14 protein-coding genes, 1 pseudogene and 1 riboswitch are annotated in these 16,951 nt (G+C 57.7%); of the genes and pseudogenes, 9 read left to right on the top strand and 6 right to left on the bottom strand.

Annotation, left to right across the window (positions count from 1 at the left end):
• Window positions 1–11: 11 nt before the first annotated feature.
• Both BXP70_RS00925 and BXP70_RS00920 read right to left on the bottom strand, forming a co-directional pair.
• Window positions 12–932 (bottom strand): alpha/beta fold hydrolase, encoded by a 921-nt coding sequence (locus tag BXP70_RS00925; protein ID WP_086592135.1) that lies wholly within the window; start codon window positions 930–932, stop codon window positions 12–14.
• 204 nt (window positions 933–1,136) lie between these two features.
• The gene (locus BXP70_RS00920) at window positions 1,137–1,496 is read right to left on the bottom strand and encodes a hypothetical protein (protein ID WP_143436322.1); all 360 of its coding nucleotides are present in this window, start codon (window positions 1,494–1,496) and stop codon (window positions 1,137–1,139) included.
• A 364-nt stretch (window positions 1,497–1,860) separates the two neighbouring features.
• Between BXP70_RS00920 and BXP70_RS00915 the strand changes: the two genes are divergently transcribed.
• The gene (locus tag BXP70_RS00915; RefSeq protein ID WP_086592133.1) at window positions 1,861–2,052 is read left to right on the top strand and encodes a hypothetical protein; all 192 of its coding nucleotides are present in this window, start codon (window positions 1,861–1,863) and stop codon (window positions 2,050–2,052) included.
• A 197-nt stretch (window positions 2,053–2,249) separates the two neighbouring features.
• Here the strand turns inward: BXP70_RS00915 and BXP70_RS00910 are convergent, their stop codons facing one another.
• Together BXP70_RS00910 and BXP70_RS00905 are read right to left on the bottom strand one after the other, a co-directional pair.
• The gene (locus BXP70_RS00910) at window positions 2,250–2,519 is read right to left on the bottom strand and encodes a hypothetical protein (RefSeq protein WP_086592132.1); all 270 of its coding nucleotides are present in this window, start codon (window positions 2,517–2,519) and stop codon (window positions 2,250–2,252) included.
• Window positions 2,520–2,632: 113 nt separating this feature from the next.
• Entirely contained in the window at window positions 2,633–3,031 is a 399-nt protein-coding gene (locus BXP70_RS00905; protein WP_086592131.1) for a hypothetical protein, read from the bottom strand.
• 312 nt (window positions 3,032–3,343) lie between these two features.
• A riboswitch (cobalamin riboswitch) is annotated at window positions 3,344–3,547 on the top strand.
• 28 nt (window positions 3,548–3,575) lie between these two features.
• Between BXP70_RS00905 and BXP70_RS00900 the strand changes: the two genes are divergently transcribed.
• The 4 genes from BXP70_RS00900 (at window position 3,576) to BXP70_RS00885 (ending at window position 8,611) form a co-directional block, all read left to right on the top strand.
• Entirely contained in the window at window positions 3,576–4,805 is a 1,230-nt protein-coding gene (locus BXP70_RS00900; RefSeq protein WP_086592566.1) for an ABC transporter substrate-binding protein, read from the top strand.
• Window positions 4,805–5,887: an iron ABC transporter permease gene (locus BXP70_RS00895; RefSeq protein ID WP_086592130.1), complete on the top strand. Its 1,083-nt coding sequence runs from the start codon at window positions 4,805–4,807 to the stop codon at window positions 5,885–5,887. The genes BXP70_RS00900 and BXP70_RS00895 overlap by 1 nt, the downstream gene beginning before the upstream one ends.
• The gene (locus tag BXP70_RS00890; protein WP_245849412.1) at window positions 5,884–6,927 is read left to right on the top strand and encodes an ABC transporter ATP-binding protein; all 1,044 of its coding nucleotides are present in this window, start codon (window positions 5,884–5,886) and stop codon (window positions 6,925–6,927) included. Before BXP70_RS00895 ends, BXP70_RS00890 begins: the two co-directional genes overlap by 4 nt.
• Before the next feature lie 160 nt (window positions 6,928–7,087).
• A complete protein-coding gene (locus BXP70_RS00885) occupies window positions 7,088–8,611 on the top strand; it encodes a pectate lyase family protein (RefSeq protein WP_245849409.1) in 1,524 nt (507 codons plus the stop codon).
• Window positions 8,612–8,733: 122 nt separating this feature from the next.
• Here the strand turns inward: BXP70_RS00885 and BXP70_RS00880 are convergent.
• A pseudogene (locus BXP70_RS00880) lies at window positions 8,734–9,058 on the bottom strand (YiaA/YiaB family inner membrane protein).
• A 205-nt stretch (window positions 9,059–9,263) separates the two neighbouring features.
• Between BXP70_RS00880 and BXP70_RS00875 the strand changes: the two are divergent.
• Entirely contained in the window at window positions 9,264–9,911 is a 648-nt protein-coding gene (locus tag BXP70_RS00875; RefSeq protein WP_086592127.1) for a hypothetical protein, read from the top strand.
• Between the two features lie 111 nt (window positions 9,912–10,022).
• Here the strand turns inward: BXP70_RS00875 and BXP70_RS00870 are convergent, their stop codons facing one another.
• Entirely contained in the window at window positions 10,023–11,177 is a 1,155-nt protein-coding gene (locus tag BXP70_RS00870) for an MFS transporter (RefSeq protein ID WP_086592126.1), read from the bottom strand.
• A gap of 284 nt (window positions 11,178–11,461) precedes the next feature.
• Between BXP70_RS00870 and BXP70_RS00865 the strand changes: the two genes are divergently transcribed.
• The 3 genes from BXP70_RS00865 (at window position 11,462) to BXP70_RS00855 (ending at window position 16,946) form a co-directional block, all read left to right on the top strand.
• Complete coding sequence (locus BXP70_RS00865) at window positions 11,462–13,234, top strand: T9SS type A sorting domain-containing protein (protein ID WP_086592125.1); 1,773 nt, start codon at window positions 11,462–11,464, stop codon at window positions 13,232–13,234.
• A gap of 336 nt (window positions 13,235–13,570) precedes the next feature.
• The gene (locus tag BXP70_RS00860; protein ID WP_218779719.1) at window positions 13,571–15,787 is read left to right on the top strand and encodes a rhamnogalacturonan lyase family protein; all 2,217 of its coding nucleotides are present in this window, start codon (window positions 13,571–13,573) and stop codon (window positions 15,785–15,787) included.
• 295 nt (window positions 15,788–16,082) lie between these two features.
• The gene (locus tag BXP70_RS00855; protein ID WP_086592123.1) at window positions 16,083–16,946 is read left to right on the top strand and encodes an SDR family oxidoreductase; all 864 of its coding nucleotides are present in this window, start codon (window positions 16,083–16,085) and stop codon (window positions 16,944–16,946) included.
• Window positions 16,947–16,951 lie beyond the last annotated feature (5 nt).

Here is a 16,951-nt window from a genome sequence, read left to right as displayed (position 1 = left end):
CGAAATATAGGCTACTTCTTCGCTACACTGTTCTGCTTCAGAAAAGCATCTGCCTGGGCGAAAAACCACTGGGTATCGTCCCACATTAGGAAGTGCTTACCGGCTTCCGACATTTCGATGTGGTGCTGAGGTAGCTTCGTGTATTGTTGCTCAAAGATGGCGCGGGTGCTTTCTTTGGTGGAGCCGTAGTCCTTATAGGCAGCCCAAGAGCCCAGCACCAAGGTAGGCTGCTGAATACGAGCAATGTCCTGGCGTAAATCGGTGGTGCTCATATCGTACATGGCTTGGCCGACGGTAGCGGGGTCAGAAGCTATGCTCCAGCGCGTTGCCTGGCTGATGCGGGCCGTATCGATCATCAGGTTGGCCGACATCTGACGAGCCATAGCAACCGTCCTTTTGCGTTGCGTCATTTGCTGGCGTATGCCTTCCGCCATGGGCTTGGCTTGCTCTGCGGTGAGGCTAGGGTTCTGCACGGCCGATAGGAAAGGCAATGAGTCCACAATCACCAGCGGACCAACGGCGGTTGGCTCCGTTGTGCTTAGCCACAGAGCTATAAAACCACCTAGGCTATGGCCTACTACCACGGGTTTTGCCAGCTTCTGCGTGTGCATGTAGGCTAGCAGTTGGTCGCGTACATCTTGCAGGAAGTGTTCCGACACGGGTGTTTGGGCTGGCTGCCCGCCGAAGCCCGCCAAGGAAATGACGTGGCACTGGTACTGCTTCTGGTAGTGCGCCACGGTCTCGTCCCACACCGCACCAGGGCACGTCAGGCCCGGAATCAAGAGCATCGGTTTGCCCTTGCCAACTACCTGCACCGTGAAGCTAGGGTGAGCCGCGGCCCGATCGGCAAATGCAGTAGCGGAGGCACTACGTACTTGGCTGAAAAATAGAAGCACCACGAGTAGCGCATGGAGGGTAGCAAGAAGTTTCATTGGACCAGACGTTTAGGTGATTGATAGTCCAAACCTAGCCTTTGCAATTAGGTCGAGAAACGAGCTTTGGGCGAACGGTAGATTGGGCAGCCAAATGAGCGCAAACGCCGGCGAGTGGTAAAGGTGCTAGCCCGAGTAGCAGGGCTCAAAAGCAAGAAAGCCGCCCTGTGGGCGGCTTTCTGAACAAGAAGCTAGCTAGGTTGACTAGCGCTTCGCCTTGGTTGTAGTAGCCGTAGGCGCTACGGTAATGTTGGGCTCGTACTTCACCCAGTCTAGTTGGCCAGGAGTACCACCTTCTTTCTTGCGTAGGAAATACACTTTATCGTCGTCTTGGCGGCGGCCGAAGGTCACGGAGCCAAAGCAGTCATCACATTTGATGTCGCAGTACTTAAACTTATCCTGCGCCACGCGGCTAGTCAGGCGCAAGTTTACGGAGCCACACAAGCCACACGCCGGCACATCGGGGAAGCTGAGCTTTTCGTGTTCCGTGAGCAACTCATGTAAGTCGGTGCCAGTAGCGTTGAAGTGGTAGCTGCGGTTACCGATCTTCTTGGTAATCATCATTTCCAACATGTGAGTAGGGATTATATAGTGAACTAAGAGAACACACGGAATGGCTTTTTCGAGCCATAAATTACTAAAAATATTCGCTGATATGCTAAATATATAAGCAAATAATGTATCCCTTTTTTGTTAGTCAATATGTAGTTGTCAGTCAGATGTTTACCTGCTTATCGGAAGGTTCCCACGCTGTTGAGAGAGTTGTTGGCGAAACGACCAGCTGGCTTCTATCGCCGACCTGGGTACCTATACTGAATAGAGGATATTATTTTTATAAATTTCTTGTGAGTGGCTTATCTAGGAGAAGCTGGTGAATTTTTTGCCAGGGCGTCGTTGTATCCTTATTAGAGAGATATTAAGCGACGCTATGGAGCCCGAAGAAACCTTTTTAGAGAATGCCGCTACGATGGTAAAATATGGTAAAATGGAGTTGCAACAATTCCTGGAGTGGACGGATTGCCGCAAACCGTACGGCATCAGGGCCAAAGCACTTGTCAAGCGATTGGAGGAGCTAGCAGCAGAGATGAAAATGCTGCAAAAAGAATATAAAGCCCGGTAGACACTACCTAACGTCGTAGACCTTAGTCACATGAAAAGCCAAAAGCCGGATAACGTCCGGCTTTTGGCTTTTGTAGGCAGATATACCGCTGCATAGCGTACGGCATAGAGCGTTTAGTCACTTCTTCCTTTTAGGCTCAAACGCAAACGCCTCTCTTGAGCAGAGAGGCGTGAGAAAATAAAAACGGATTCAGAGAACTAGTGTTGTTTCAGTCGGTGGCGGCTTAGCGTAGCCAGGTAAGCAGGCGACGGTACCGGATCATCGGCTCCCATGCGAGCTAGGTCCTCAATCTGGACTTCGCCGTTGATGTAAGCCTGAAGATTTTCTATAACGGCAGGAGCAGGCGGAGTGCCGCCCATGGTAGCAACGGACAGGCCCCACTCAGCATAACGCTGGCGTTGGCGGCGGGCGGTAAGTTCATCCGGCGGCAGGTCCGACGGGAAAGCGGTAAAGTATGACTTGGGCATAAGCTACGAATATATTTGTATTATCCGAGGCGCGTTGTACAAATCATGTGCCGCTTCCTGAGATGAATAGCTATACTTATATTTTGTTCATTACTGCCCGGTAATCAAGGAGTTTAGGTGCTAAGCAACCACGCAACCGCTTGCGACTCCGTGTCGAAATAGCGGTAAGTCATTGGCAAATCGCGCACGGCCGTCACAACGGTTGCTGTGGCAAGCCGGGCAAATACATCCTGCGCCAAGACAACAGCTCCGAAGCGGTAGCCACCTTCTAGAACCATGAGGGGCAGCCATTCTTGTGCCACCAAGCGCTGCTCGTCGGGCGTGAAGGGCAGCATGAGGCGCTGATCAATTAGCAAGCGCCCATGGCCGCGGCGAGCAATCAGGCGGGTTGTGTGGCCAAGCAGGGCCCGAAGCTCCTCTACTTTGCGGGAGCCATGATAATAGGTTAGCCGGGCAAACCCCAGAGCGTCCTCGCTGGAGCGCCCTACCTGGTTTTCGTAGTAAATACGCAAGGGAAAGAAGGGAGGATAAGTGTGCCTCCTACGTAAGAAAGTGCAAAAACGGAGCCATCAACTGCTTGTCAGGCAAGCTTCTACAACCCAAAAGCTAGCGTAAGCTAATATAGGCTAGCTCGCTAGAATGGTTTGCGCCGGCTAATGTATAACGAGATTTTTAAGCAGCATTCCCATACGAATTCCATTGGTGCCTCGCGTTGTGGGGTTAGCTGGTAAAAGTTGGGCCGCTTTGCTGGAAGAGTAGCCCAACTGCCACTGCGGGCGAAGTGCCGGGCGTGTGGTGGCTACCTCTCCCGTTTTATTTCCGCTACCTTTGTCGGGAGTAAAGGTGGCTGCTCCGAGTACATCGGCGCCAGCCTGAAAAGGGAATCCGGTGCGAATCCGGAACAGTCTCCGCTGCTGTAACCCCAGATCCACTCGGCCGACACGACTAGGCCACTGCTTCCGCACGGAAGCGGGAAGGCCGTCGGCAGAGGGGGAAGTCAGAAGACCTGCCTTTGCCACAGCCCGTTACAGCTTTCGGCAGAAAGGCTTGTCAACTATGAAGAACTTTTGCGCCCGCCAATTGTCCGGCGGCTTCTCTCTTGTATTCCCTGCTCGTTGGCGATGGGTAGGTGTTCGCCTAGCTGTGCTCAGCGCAAGCCTGTTGGGAAGCTGCTCGCCGGCCACACCCGAAACGGGCGCACCGCCAGCCGCTACCCCGCGAGCGCAAGCCGTTGGTGCACCACCGAAAACGACTGTTAAGTACGCCAAAGGCTTTAGCATCCAGTATGTTGGCAACTACAAGGTAGTCAAGATTCTAAACCCCTTCAAGGACCACACCGATACGGCGCGTTACGTGCTGGTGCCGCGCGGTCAGGCACACCCGGCGGGCTACGGCAGCAGCCCAGTTATTGAAATCCCGATCCGAACCTTGGTGAGTACCTCGTCGATGCACGTAGCATTGGCGGACTTCCTGAATGCTGATGAGGTGCTGGTGGGGCTAGGTAGTCTGCGCTACGCGTCGGCGCCTGCGGTGCGCAAGCGCATTGCCGAGGGCAAGATCAAAGCATTTGGCGAAAACACGCTGAACGAAGAGCAGCTTATCGCCCGGCACCCCGATCTGGTGATGACGATGGGAAGCCCTGGGGCACCGGTGGAGCGCTTTCGTACGCTAGCTGAAGCCGGCGTGCCGGTGCTGGTAAACTCGGAGTGGGTAGAAATAACACCCCTAGCCCGCGCCGAATGGGTAAAGCTGCTGGCCGCATTGCTCGACAAAGAGGCGGTTGCCAATCAGAAGTTTGCGGCGGTAGAAGCAGAATATCAGCGCCTTGCGGCCCTAACGCGCCCAGTAGCTACACGGCCGCAGGTACTCACGGGGTTGCCGTTTAAGGACACTTGGTACATGCCCGACGGGGAAAGCTATACGGCGCAGTTTTTCCGCGACGCTGGTGGTGCTTACCATTGGGACAAAGAACGAGCAGCCGGCAGCCTCGCGTTGGCCTTCGAGGCTGTGTACCCCGTGGCGCTCACCGCTGACTGCTGGGTGAATACCGGCACGGCCACCACCAAAGCCGAGATCCTGGCCCAAGATGCCCGCTACGCCGATTTTCAGCCCTTCAAGACGGGCGCGGTGTACAATAACAACAAGCGCACCGACGCGCAAGGCTCCAACGACTACTGGGAGTCGGGCGCGGTGCATCCGGAGGTTATTCTGGCCGACCTCATCAAGATTCTACACCCGGAACTCTTGCCGCGGCACGAGCTGGTGTACTATAAGCAACTCAAGTAATGAATACAGTGACGGCTGAGCCGGTGGCGCAGGAGCGCAGCATTGCGCGGCGGCGCTTGCTGTTAGTAGGATTGGTGGGGGTAGTAGGGCTAGCGTTCATGCTGGATATTGCCCTTGGTTCGGTGCGCATCCCGCTGCCGGCGGTGGCCGATGTACTGCTTGGCAAAAGCAGCGGCACCGTAGCCTGGGATTTTATCATCTCTCGCATTCGGGTTCCCAAGGCCATCACGGCCGTGCTGGTTGGTTGTGGCTTAGCGGTCAGTGGGTTACAGATGCAGACGTTGTTTCGCAACCCGCTGGCGGGACCGTCGGTGCTAGGCATCACAGCAGGGGCGGGGCTCGGGGTGGCGCTCGTGATGCTATCGGCGGGCAGTGCAGCTAGCCTCTACGCCATCCAGCAGCTTGGCCTGGGCGGGAGTTGGCTTATTGTGCTGGCTGCTACCCTAGGTGCTGCCCTAGTGCTACTGCTGGTGCTGGCCATCTCGGCCCGTGTGCGCGACAATGTGGTGATGCTTATTGTGGGGGTGATGATCGGCAACATCACCTTATCCATTGTCAGTATTTGGCAATACTTCAGTGCTCCGGAGCAGATTCAGGAGTATTTGCTATGGACGTTTGGCTCGCTGGGCGGCGTCACGGGGCCACACTTGGCCGTGTTGGCGGGGGTAGTGGTGGTCGGCCTAGGGCTAGCTTTTGCTTCGTCCAAACCGTTGAACGCCTTGCTGCTGGGTGAAAATTATGCCCGCAGTATGGGCCTGACCGTGGGCCGCGCTCGGCTGCTCATCATTGCCAGTACGAGTCTGCTAGCAGGCAGCATTACGGCCTTTTGCGGACCAATTGGTTTCGTAGGGATTGCCGTACCCCACCTGACCCGGGCCCTGCTCAACACCGCCGACCACCGCTGGCTGATTCCGGGCGCCTGCCTCGTAGGCGCCGGCCTGACGTTGCTGTGCGACTGCTTAGCGCAGCTGCCGGGCAGCTCCACGCCCTTGCCCATCAACATTATTACGGCTCTGGTCGGAGCGCCGGTAGTTATCTGGGTTACGCTGCGCCGGACCCTCGTACGCTCTTCTTTCTCATGATGATGGCATCTACTCCGCTGTTAGAAACGCAGGCGCTGGTTATTGGCTACACGCTGGGGCGGGCAGAGCAGCGGCACGTAGCCGGACCACTAAACCTAGCCTTGCACCCGGGCGACCTGGTATGTTTGCTGGGGCCGAATGGGGCTGGCAAATCGACGCTGATGCGTACGCTGGCGGGTTTGCAGCCGCCCTTGAGCGGCCACGTGCAAATCGAGCAAGTTGATACGCAGCGCGTGACGGCCGCCGAGCTAGCCCGCAAGCTCAGCATTGTGCTGACCGACCGCGTGGAAGCCGGCAACCTAACGGTGCAAGAGCTAGTAACCCTAGGTCGCTACCCGCACACAGGCTGGCTTGGCAACCTGAATGCGCACGACCAAACCGTGGTGCAAGAAGCTTTGCGAGCCACCAACACGGCCCAGTTTGCCGCTCGCCGGGTGGCAACGCTCAGCGATGGAGAGCGGCAGAAGGTAATGCTCGCGCGTGCCCTAGCCCAGGACACGCCTGTCATTCTGCTCGATGAGCCCACTGCGCACCTCGACCTGCCAAACCGGGTGCAACTCATGCGCTTGTTGCACCAGCTAGCTCGCCAAACGCAGAAAGCCATTCTGCTCTCCACCCACGAGCTCGACCTCGCGTTGCAGGCCGCCGACCAAGTATGGCTCATGCATGGGCAGGGCCAATGGCACACTGGCGTGCCAGAAGACTTGGTGCTTAGCGGCACGTTTGAAGCAGCCTTCGCCCGCGACGGCCTAGCTTTCGACCAGGCCACGGGCACGTTCGTTATCCACGAAGCAGGCACGCGCGCGGTGCACCTAGAAGGCAGCGGCCCGCTTGCTTTCTGGACGCGCCGGGCCCTGCAGCGCGAAGGCTTCAAGCTGACAACCGAACCGGATGCTGCATTACGCATAGCGCTGCGTGAGCAAGCTGGCGCCGACCGCTGGGTTAGCTACACCGCCGGCCAAGCGCGGGCCCACCACTCCATTGCCGACTTGTTGGCTTACTTGCGTTCTGTCCCAGGCCTAGAAGCTCCGCAGGGCTAGCCTTTTTGGGAGAAGAAGCTAGGGGTGGCGTTTCGGCAACGTTTGCATAAAGAAATAGCCTAGGTAAGCGGACACCTAGCCGGGTTTTTCGGTAGTATCAACCCTGTATTGGCCGAGAGTAGGCCTATTACAGATTACTTCCTTCAAAACCACCCGCTTTATGTCTTCCCTTTTCACTTCCTCCACGACTACTAATCGGAGCCGTCGGCAATGGGCTGCGTGGTTGAGTGTAGCGCTTGCGTCGTTTGGCTCGCCCGTGGTGGCGCAGCAGCTAGCTTTCCCGGGGGCCGAAGGGGCGGGGCGCTTCACTACCGGCGGGCGTGGCACGAGCGCCGTTCCCACCACCGTGCTCGAAGTCACGAATCTAAATGATGACACCAACCCCGGCAGTTTCCGCTACGCTGTAAGCCAGAAATCGTCGATTACGCACCGCACGGTGGTTTTTCGGGTGTCGGGTACCATTCATCTGAACTCGCCGCTGACGATTTCGAAGTCCAACATCACCATCGCGGGGCAAACTGCGCCCGGCGACGGAATTTGCCTCGCCGACTACCCGGTGAATATCCACGCCAACAACGTGATTGTGCGCTACATCCGTTTTCGGATGGGCGACAAGAACCAGAACAAGGGCATGGTAGACGGCGCCGGCGGCGACGATGCTTTCGGGGGCACACGCAACAACCGGCTTATCGTGGATCATTGCACCATGAGCTGGAGCACCGACGAGACATTTTCGGTGTATGAGGGCGACAGCACCACGTTGCAGTGGAACCTGATGAGCGAGCCGCTTAACTATTCCTACCACTTCGAAGAGGGCGATAAAGACTTTGAGCACCACGGTTTTGGCGGGATCTGGGGTGGGCAGCACTCCTCAATGCACCACAACCTGTTTGCCCACTGCAACAACCGCACGCCGCGCTGGAATGGCAGCCGCTACACGCACCCCGCGGGGTTTGAGAACTGTGACTTCCGCAACAATGTCATCTACGATTGGGGCCAGAACAACGTGTACGCGGGCGAAGGCGGCAACTACAACATCGTTAACAACTACTACAAGCCTGGCCCTTCCACCAATGAAAAGGTGAAAGCGCAGATTTTGAACCCCTACAAGCTTACTACGGGCAAAAACCCGCTACCGTACGGCAAATTCTACCTGACGGGCAACTACGTGGATGGCTCGCCCGCCGTGAGTCGCCGCAACTGGTCGGGGGTGGTGATGAATGCCGGCGCGCCCGCCGACACGGCACTGTCGAAGGTGGAAACGCCGTTTGAGTTAGGGGCTGTAACCACGCAGAGCGCCACGGAAGCTTACGAAGCCGTGCTGCAAGGCGTGGGAGCTAGCCTGCCAAAGCGCGACGCCGTAGATCAGCGCATCATCAACGACGTACGCAACCGCACGGGCGGCCTCATCGACGTGCAAGGTGGTTTTCCGCACGGCACGCCCTACAGCCAGTCGCAGAAGGCGTGGCCGGTGCTAAACTCCCAGCCCGCACCCGTCGATACCGACCACGACGGCATGCCCGACGCTTGGGAAACTGCGCACAAGCTCAACTCCAAAGATGCCGCCGACCGCAGCAAGCTAGGAGCAGACGGCTACACGATGCTGGAAGCTTACCTGAATAGCTTGGCTACGCCGAGCGCAGGGGCGCCAAAAGCCCAACCAGCTACCAAGCGGCGCGGCTAGGTGCGCCTGCTAGTACGGCAGCCAAGCAGCTAACTGAAAGTGTATTAGGAATCAAGAAGGCCGCTCTCAAAGCGGCCCTTTTTATTCCTTGCAACTGGTAAATGCTAGTTGGTGACTGAAAATCAGCTTTGTGGAGTATGGCCCGAGCTGTGCGCGTCCCGCGTGTTTCTTTGCACGGCAATAGCAGCAAACAGGCTAAGCAGGAAAGACATACCGTAGCATTCTTTTTCGCTGAGCGTAAGCGTAGCATTCCATTCGGTCGCGCACGCTTTTTTGCACCGAAACGGCCGAGAACAGCCCGTACATCAACACGGTAAAATAGTAGCCTTTCTTGTTCAGGGGCATTTGCGCGTTCCACAGGCGTACGTTGTAGCTCACAGCGCCCGCAAGCAAGGCTACCCAAGATGCGGCGATAAACACGCCAGACGGTTGCTGATTCGTAAGGATTTGAGCCGGCAAAAGCCCCTGTATTAGTTTGTGGTAATGTTAGCAAATCCGCCGAACTCAAGGATTATTTTCTTTTGGCAATGCTAGCTTATCGTGAAAGCTAGGTCTGATTGACTTCGCGGCAGAAACCATCTGCCTAGCTCCACCGTAGAGCGGCCTCAACGACCACAAGTTGTTTTTTGCTTCCCAACGAACCGGATGTAAGATGAAAAAGACTTTGTTGCTTTCCTGTGCTGCTGGCTTGTTATTCGCCTCCTGCTCCCAGGACAAACCCGCCGCCACAACAACGGAAACCCAGCCAGCTACCGCGCCCGCTACCACCGACCCAACGGCGGCGGAAGTGAAGGACGTGATGGATTCGACGTACCGCGTGGAAGCTGACCGCATTGCCGCGCAAATAGCCTCCGACGCTAACCTGACCGATACTGCTGCGGTAGCCCGCGTGCGGGAAGCGCACTATGAGCGCGCCCGTCAGCTCGCTGCCGCCCGCAAGCAGTACGCCACCGACACGACAGGGCAATACGCGGCGTTGCGCACCATCAACGACAACACGGCCGCGCAGGTGAAAACGGCTCTGAATAACTCGCAGCAATACGGCGCCTACGAATCGAACCGCGGCACGTACTACGACGGGCCGTACACGGCTGGTGCCGCTAGCACCGCCTCTGGCGCTGCGCCTCGGCGCCGTGGACCTGCCATCGATAAGGTATCCGATGACGGCCGTAAGATTAAGTATGCGAATGGGGCCAAGATCAAGCGCGACGAAGACCACCCGAACGAAGTGAAGATCAAGCGTGCCGATGGGACGAAGATCAAGATCGACGAAGACGGCAACCGCACCGTGAAGAAGTAGCCTTTTCAAGCTAAGAAAACCAAACGCCCCAGCCCACTTCCGAACGGAGGTGCGCGGGGGCGTTGTAGTTAGCCGCAATACCGTGTGCCAGCACCACGTAAGGCCGAAAAGCTAGGTCGGTTCTTTGAGACGCCACACCATTCCGACCATCATGGCGCCCAGCACCGACATCAGCCCCAGTGACCAACGTAGGTTGGCGGCCTCCGCCACGAAGCCTACCACCGGCGGCACAATGAGAAAACCGAAGTAGCCCACTGTAGACACGGCCGCAATAGCCGAGCCGCTCCCGAGCTTCGATGACTTGCCGGCCATGCCAAACACCAACGGAACCACGCAGGACACACCCAGGCCAACCATCACGAACCCTAGCCCCGCGGGCACCGCCTGGGGGAGCAACGCCGCCAGCAGAAGGCCTAGGCTCATGAGGAACCCGCTGTAGCGCAGCATATTTTTGATGCCGAGCCGACTCACGAGCCAGTCGCCGGAGAAGCGCCCGGTGGTCATGGCCACCATGTAGGCCGTGTAGCCCGCCGTCACGATTTCCTTGGGCGCGTGTACGGCCTTGGCGAAGTAGATGCTGCTCCAGTCGTACATCGTGCCCTCGCAGGCCATGGAGGTGAAGGCAATAGCACCGAAGCGCAGCAGCGTTTTGTCGGGCAAGGTGAAGCCGGTCTTTTGCGCCTGCGGTTTCGGCTGCAACGCTAGGGTGCCTGAAAAGAAGCTGAACGCCACCGCCGTGAGCAGGACGCTGACTAGCACCATGTGGTAAGGCAACGACACGTTGGCCGGAATCAGTAGCGCGCTTAGGCCCGCAGCCGCAAACCCCGCCACGCTCCATACGCCGTGAAAGGTGGCCAAGATGGGCCGGCTATAGAGGCCTTGCACCCCCACCGATTGCGCATTCACGGAGATATTCAGCAGGTTACGCGAGCAACCAAAGCAAAACAGCACCAGCACGAGCTGCCACGTATGTTCCACAAACCCTAGGCTGCCCAGCATCAGGTTGTACAAAACAGCTCCCACCAGCATGATGTTGCGGCTGCTGTGGCGCTGAAGCAGCACGCCCGTGACCGGAAGCGTGAGCATAAGTCCGGCCGGCAAGGCCAATAGCACTCCGCCGAGCTGGGCTTCATTGAGGCCTAGGTGCTGCTGAATGGTAGGAATGCGCGAGGCCCAGGTAGAAAACCCAAAGCCCGATACAAAGAAGAAAACGGCCGTGGCAATTCGGGCGCGGCGCGGGGAAGCGCTGGAAACAACTACTGACATGAAAGCAGACAGACGGAATAAGCAGCAAGATGCACCAACGCTTGGAGAATGAATAGCTAGGACGCTAGCCTAATTGGCTACCAGTCCTACTACCCGCAGCAAGATCCTACTCCGGCATCCTGTCGATAACGTTCCCGGCAACGATTGCAGTAATAAATAAGCTATAGCGCTATCCTAGCTTGTTAGATTTCGTTACGATTCATAATCGTACTCTTTTTGGGGAGCTGGTTAGCCAGCGGCTCGCACACGCAAGTGTCTTATTCAACCCACCCAAACGCCCTTTTATGTTAAAAACTACTACGCCTACCCCGCAGTCCACCAAGTTCTTAAAGCTTCTACTACTCAGTAGCACAATGGCTATGATGGGCTGGAGCACACCCGCACATGCCCAGCGCCTGATTGCCTTTCCGGGGGCAGAAGGAGCGGGCAAGTACACCTCGGGCGGGCGCGGAACCCGGGCGGTGCCCACAACGGTGTACGAAGTCACGAACTTGAACGACGACACCAACCCCGGCAGCCTGCGCTACGCCGTGACGCAGAACTCCGCGGCCACGTACCGCACCGTGGTATTTCGGGTGTCGGGCACTATTCACTTGCTTTCCCCCTTGAGCTTCAACCGTGCAAACACCACCGTGGCGGGCCAAACCGCACCGGGCGATGGGATTTGCCTCGCCGACTACCCCGTGAGTATCGGCGCTAACAACGTGATTGTGCGCTACATCCGCTTCCGGATGGGCGACAAGAACCAGAACAAGGGCATGGTAGACGGCAGCGGCAGCGACGATGCTTTCGGGGCGCTCAGCCGGACGAGCCTGATGGTGGATCATTGCACCATGAGTTGGTCGAGCGACGAGGCCTGCACGGTGTACCGCGGCGACAGCACCACCTTACAATGGAACATTATCAGTGAGCCGCTGAACTACTCTTACCACTTCGAAACTGGTGATACCGACTTTGAGCGCCACGGCTACGGAGGTATTTGGGGCGGACGCCACGCTTCCTTCCACCACAATTTGCTCGCGCATTGCCAGGGCCGCGTGCCGCGCTTCGATGGGAGCCGAAACCTAGCTCCTAACACCGCTGGCCAGGAAAATGCCGATTTTCGCAACAACGTGCTCTACAACTGGGGTGCTTACAACACGAACGGGGGCGAAGGCGGCAACTACAACATCGTCAATAACTACTACAAATACGGCCCTTCCACCTCCACCGGGAGCTCCGGGGGCGTGAGTATCCGCTACGAGGTGTTGAACCCGTACAAGCAGACTTCCTCGCCGGTGTTGCCGTATGGCAAGTACTACCTGACGGGCAACTACGTGGATGGCTCGCCGGCCGTAACCAAGCAAAACTGGCTAGGGGCCGTAATGAACGGCGGCACGCGGGCCGACACGAGCCTAGCTAGAGTCACGACGCCTTTCACCATCCTCGACTTTCCCACGCAGAGCGCTACCGTCGCGTACGAGGCCGTGTTGCAAGGTGCGGGAGCTACCCTGCCGAAGCGCGACCTTTTAGATCAGCGCATTGTAAACGACGTGCGCAACCGCACCGGGGCCATCATCGACGTGCAAGGCGGCTTCCCCCACGGCACACCCTACGCCCAAACGGTGGGCGCTTGGCCCGTGCTGAACTCCGCCCCGGCTCCCACCGATACCGACCACGACGGCATGCCCGACGAGTGGGAACTCAGTCAGCAGCTCAACCCCAACGACCCGGCTGACCGCAACGTGCGAGGGGCTAGCGGTTATACCATGCTAGAAAACTACCTCAATGGCATTGGCGCGGTGGTGACTGGTGTGGCTGCGACTACCACGCGAATCGGCGCCTTGGTGGCGTATCCTAACCCAGCTAGCGCGCAGCTCACGGTGGCTCACCCGGTAGCGGTGCGCGGAGCGAAGGTGTTCGTCTACAGTTTCGACGGCAAAAAGGTAGCAGAGTTTGCTAGCGAAGTAGGAGCAGAGCAAACAGTTGTTTCACTCCAAAGCCTGGTGCGCGGCAACTACCTGCTAGTATACACGGGCGGCTCCGAGCGCCTCACTACCAAAATAGTAAAGCAATAAGCTAGGTAGCCCAAAAAACGGTCAGCCTCAAACAATTGTCTGTGGGTTAGTGAGCTATGTGTTAGCATGTCAGTCGTGGGGCGGGCTGGTAAGTTGTGCCCTACAAGTCCCGTGGCGGCTGGCCAGATGCCCAAGGGGTTCGGCTGGCTGTTGCTTGTAGCCAGCGCCAAGCGAGAAGAGCTGCGCTAAGCGTAGGCTGCCCGAACTGCCACGGGAGCCGCTACCGTGAATAAGATTTTAGCATCTGCTGCAAAGCCAGCACAGTACAGTACAGCCGCCGCGAAGGGCTTTACTTCTTTGAGTACGAATCGCATCCTCCAAATTCCTACCCATACCATGACCAGAACTTTTTACTCATTACCCCGCCTGCGACCGGAAAAGTGGCCGGCCAATCAGCCCCAAAAACGAGCCGGAATGGCGGCCAAATTATGGGCTGGCCTAGCTTTAGGAGCTAGCTTTTTTGTTGCCGCGGCGCCCGCGGTGCAAGCGCAGAAGTACATGGAACGGCTCAACCGCGGCGTGGTGGCCGTGCGCACCAGCGCCAACCAAGTGTACGTTGGTTGGCGCTTGTTCGGTACTGATCCGGCCGGCATTTCCTTCAACGTGTACCGGGGCAATACGAAACTGAACACCACGCCGATCAGCGGCTCCACCAACTTCGTAGATGACGCGGGCACCGCCGCCACAGCTTACAGCGTGCGCGCCATCGTCAACGGCGTGGAGCAGTCGACCACGGAAGTGGCCAACGTGTGGGGCAAGCAGTTCATGAGCATCCCGATTCAGGCGCCCGCCGGTGGCACCACCCCCGATGGCGTGGCCTATACCTACAGCGCCAACGACGCCAGCGTGGGCGACCTCGACGGCGACGGGCAGTACGAAATTGTGCTCAAGTGGGACCCCTCTAACGCCAAAGACAACTCGCAATCGGGCTACACCGGCAACGTGTACCTAGATGCGTACGAGCTGGACGGCACCCGCTTATGGCGCATCGACCTAGGGAAGAACATCCGTGCAGGTGCCCACTACACCCAATTTATTGTGTATGATCTGGATAGCGACGGCAAAGCGGAGCTAGCCTGCCGCACCGCCGATGGTACCATTGACGGCAAAGGCGTGCTCATTGGCAGCGCTACGGCCGACTACCGCAACACCAGCGGCTACATACTGAGCGGCCCTGAGTTCCTGACCATCTTTAACGGGCAGACCGGTGCCGCCATGGCTACTACTGATTTTATACCGGAGCGCGGCACCGTAACGAGCTGGGGCGACAACTACGGCAACCGCGTCGACCGCTTCGTGTCGACGGTGGCGTACGTAGATGGCAAGCGTCCTAGTCTCATCATGGGCCGGGGCTACTACACGCGCATGGTGCGCGTAGCCTGGGATTGGCGCCAGGGGCAACTCACGCGCCGCTGGGTGTTCGACAGCAACAACACTGGCAACGGTGCCTACGCTGGGCAAGGCAACCACCAGCTGACTGTCGGCGACGTGAACGGCGATGGTAAGGACGAAATCATTAACGGTGCCAGCGCCATCAGCAGCGAAGGCACGGGCTACTACGTGAACGGCCTAGGGCACGGCGACGCGTTGCACATGAGCGACATGGACCCCGATACGCCCGAGCAGGAAGTGTGGCAACCCCACGAAACTCCTTCGCAGTATGGGCAATATGCTCTGGAGTTTCGTAACGCCAAAACGGGCCAGCCCATCTGGGGAGTGCCCGGTACCGGCGACATTGGCCGCGGGCTAGCCGCCGACATCGACCCGCGCTACAAAGGCTACGAATGCTGGGGCTCAACGGGCGGGCTCTACACGTGCAAAGGTGTGCAAATCGGAACGACGCGGCCCACGATCAACTTTGCCGTGTGGTGGGATGGCGACCTGTCGCGCGAGTTGCTGGATGCTGGCTACAACGCCACAACCAACGTGAGCACCGTGCGCCTGGAAAAGTGGAACCCTGCCACCAATTCGCTCACGCGCTTGCTTACTCCTAGCTTGCCCGAAAGCGGCGACGCCCAAACGAACAACACCACGAAGGCTAACCCCTGCGTGACGGCCGACATCTTGGGCGACTGGCGCGAAGAAATCTTGCTGCGCAGCCGCGACAACACCCAGCTGCTGCTGTACACCACCACTGACCTGACCGACAAGCGCATCTACACGCTCATGCACGATCCGCAATATCGGGTGGCGGTGGCCCACGAAAACTCGGCCTATAACCAGCCGCCGCATCCTAGCTTCTACCTAGGTACCGATATGGCCGCGGCGCCCACGCCCAACATCATCTTGGCGGGCGACATCGTAACGGGCACCCGGTCGGCCACGAAAGCTGGCTCGCTCATCAGCGTGTTCCCGAACCCCACTTCGGGTGCCATGCGCATCAAGACGCCGGGCGCTTTCACCTACCGCATCTTCGACCAGGTTGGGAAGGAAGTGGAAAGCGGCACCGCGCGTGATGAGTACGCGGCTGGCAGCAAGCTCAAAGCCGGCATTTACCTGATCAAGGTAGAAGCCGCTGGCACCACCGAAACGTTCAAAGTAATTAAGCACTAGCGCTGTCGCTAGGTTGCTAGTCTGAAAGCCGGCTGGAGCACATTGCTCCGGCCGGCTTTCGTATTTACACCCAAGTCACTCACTGGTCGGTCACCTAGGCCGCCCACTACCTAGCTGCCCAATCTGTACAACATTGTGGCTAGCTTGTGCTTGAGGTAGGTGTTGATTCATGGTGCTGTATATCAGGGATATATGGCTTGTTCGCTTAGCTGACAGGAGAGTCAGTCTAGGTTGCTGAACCATAACCCTATACCCGGTAACTCGTTTTACAAGCAACCTACATTACCTACCTGCTATGGAAAACAAACCGACTTCTCTGCCCCCACAGGCCCAAGATCAACAGCCTGGAATTGAGAAAGAAATGACGCCCCAACCGGAGTTTATCCGGGCTAATTATAAAGGCAGCGAGAAGCTGCAAGACAAAGTAGCCCTCATTACGGGCGGTGACTCTGGGATCGGGCGGGCAGTAGCCATCCACTTTGCCCGCGAAGGTGCCGATGTGGCCATCACTTACAAGCCTGAAGAAGAACAAGACGCCTACGATACCCGCCAACTGGTGGAAGCCGAAGGCCGCCGCTGCCTCACCATCGCCGGCGATTTGCGCGATAAGCAATTCTGCGAGGACATTGTGGAGCGCACGGTTACGGAGCTAGGTAAGCTCAACATCGTCGTGAGCAATGCCGCCGAGCAGTTTGTAAGCACAGACGTGTCGGAGCTGCCCGATGAGCAGTTCGAGGATACGTTTAAGGTGAACTTCTTCCCGATGGTGTACGTGGTGAAAGCCGCCCTAAAGCACATGAGCGAGGGCGACTCGATCATTGCTACCTCGTCGGTAAACGCGTACAAAGGCAACCAGCAGCTGGTAGACTACACCGCCACAAAAGGTGCCATCACGGCCTACATTCGTTCTATTGCGCAGCAGCTAGCCGAGAAGAAAATCCGCGCAAACAGCGTGGCGCCCGGTCCCATCTGGACGCCGCTCATTCCCGCTAGTTTCCCCCCCGATAAGGTTGCCGAGTTCGGTAAGGATGTGCCCATGAAGCGCCCTGGTCAGCCCTCAGAAGTGGCCCCAGCTTACGTATTCTTAGCCTCGGAAGATGCTTCTTACATTAGCGGACAGGCCATTCACCCCAACGGTGGCTCGGTGCTGAATACCTAGGTTTG

Source organism: Hymenobacter crusticola (assembly GCF_002154225.1).
GTDB lineage: Bacteria > Bacteroidota > Bacteroidia > Cytophagales > Hymenobacteraceae > Hymenobacter > Hymenobacter crusticola.
This window is presented reverse-complemented; position numbering and strand designations above follow the sequence as displayed.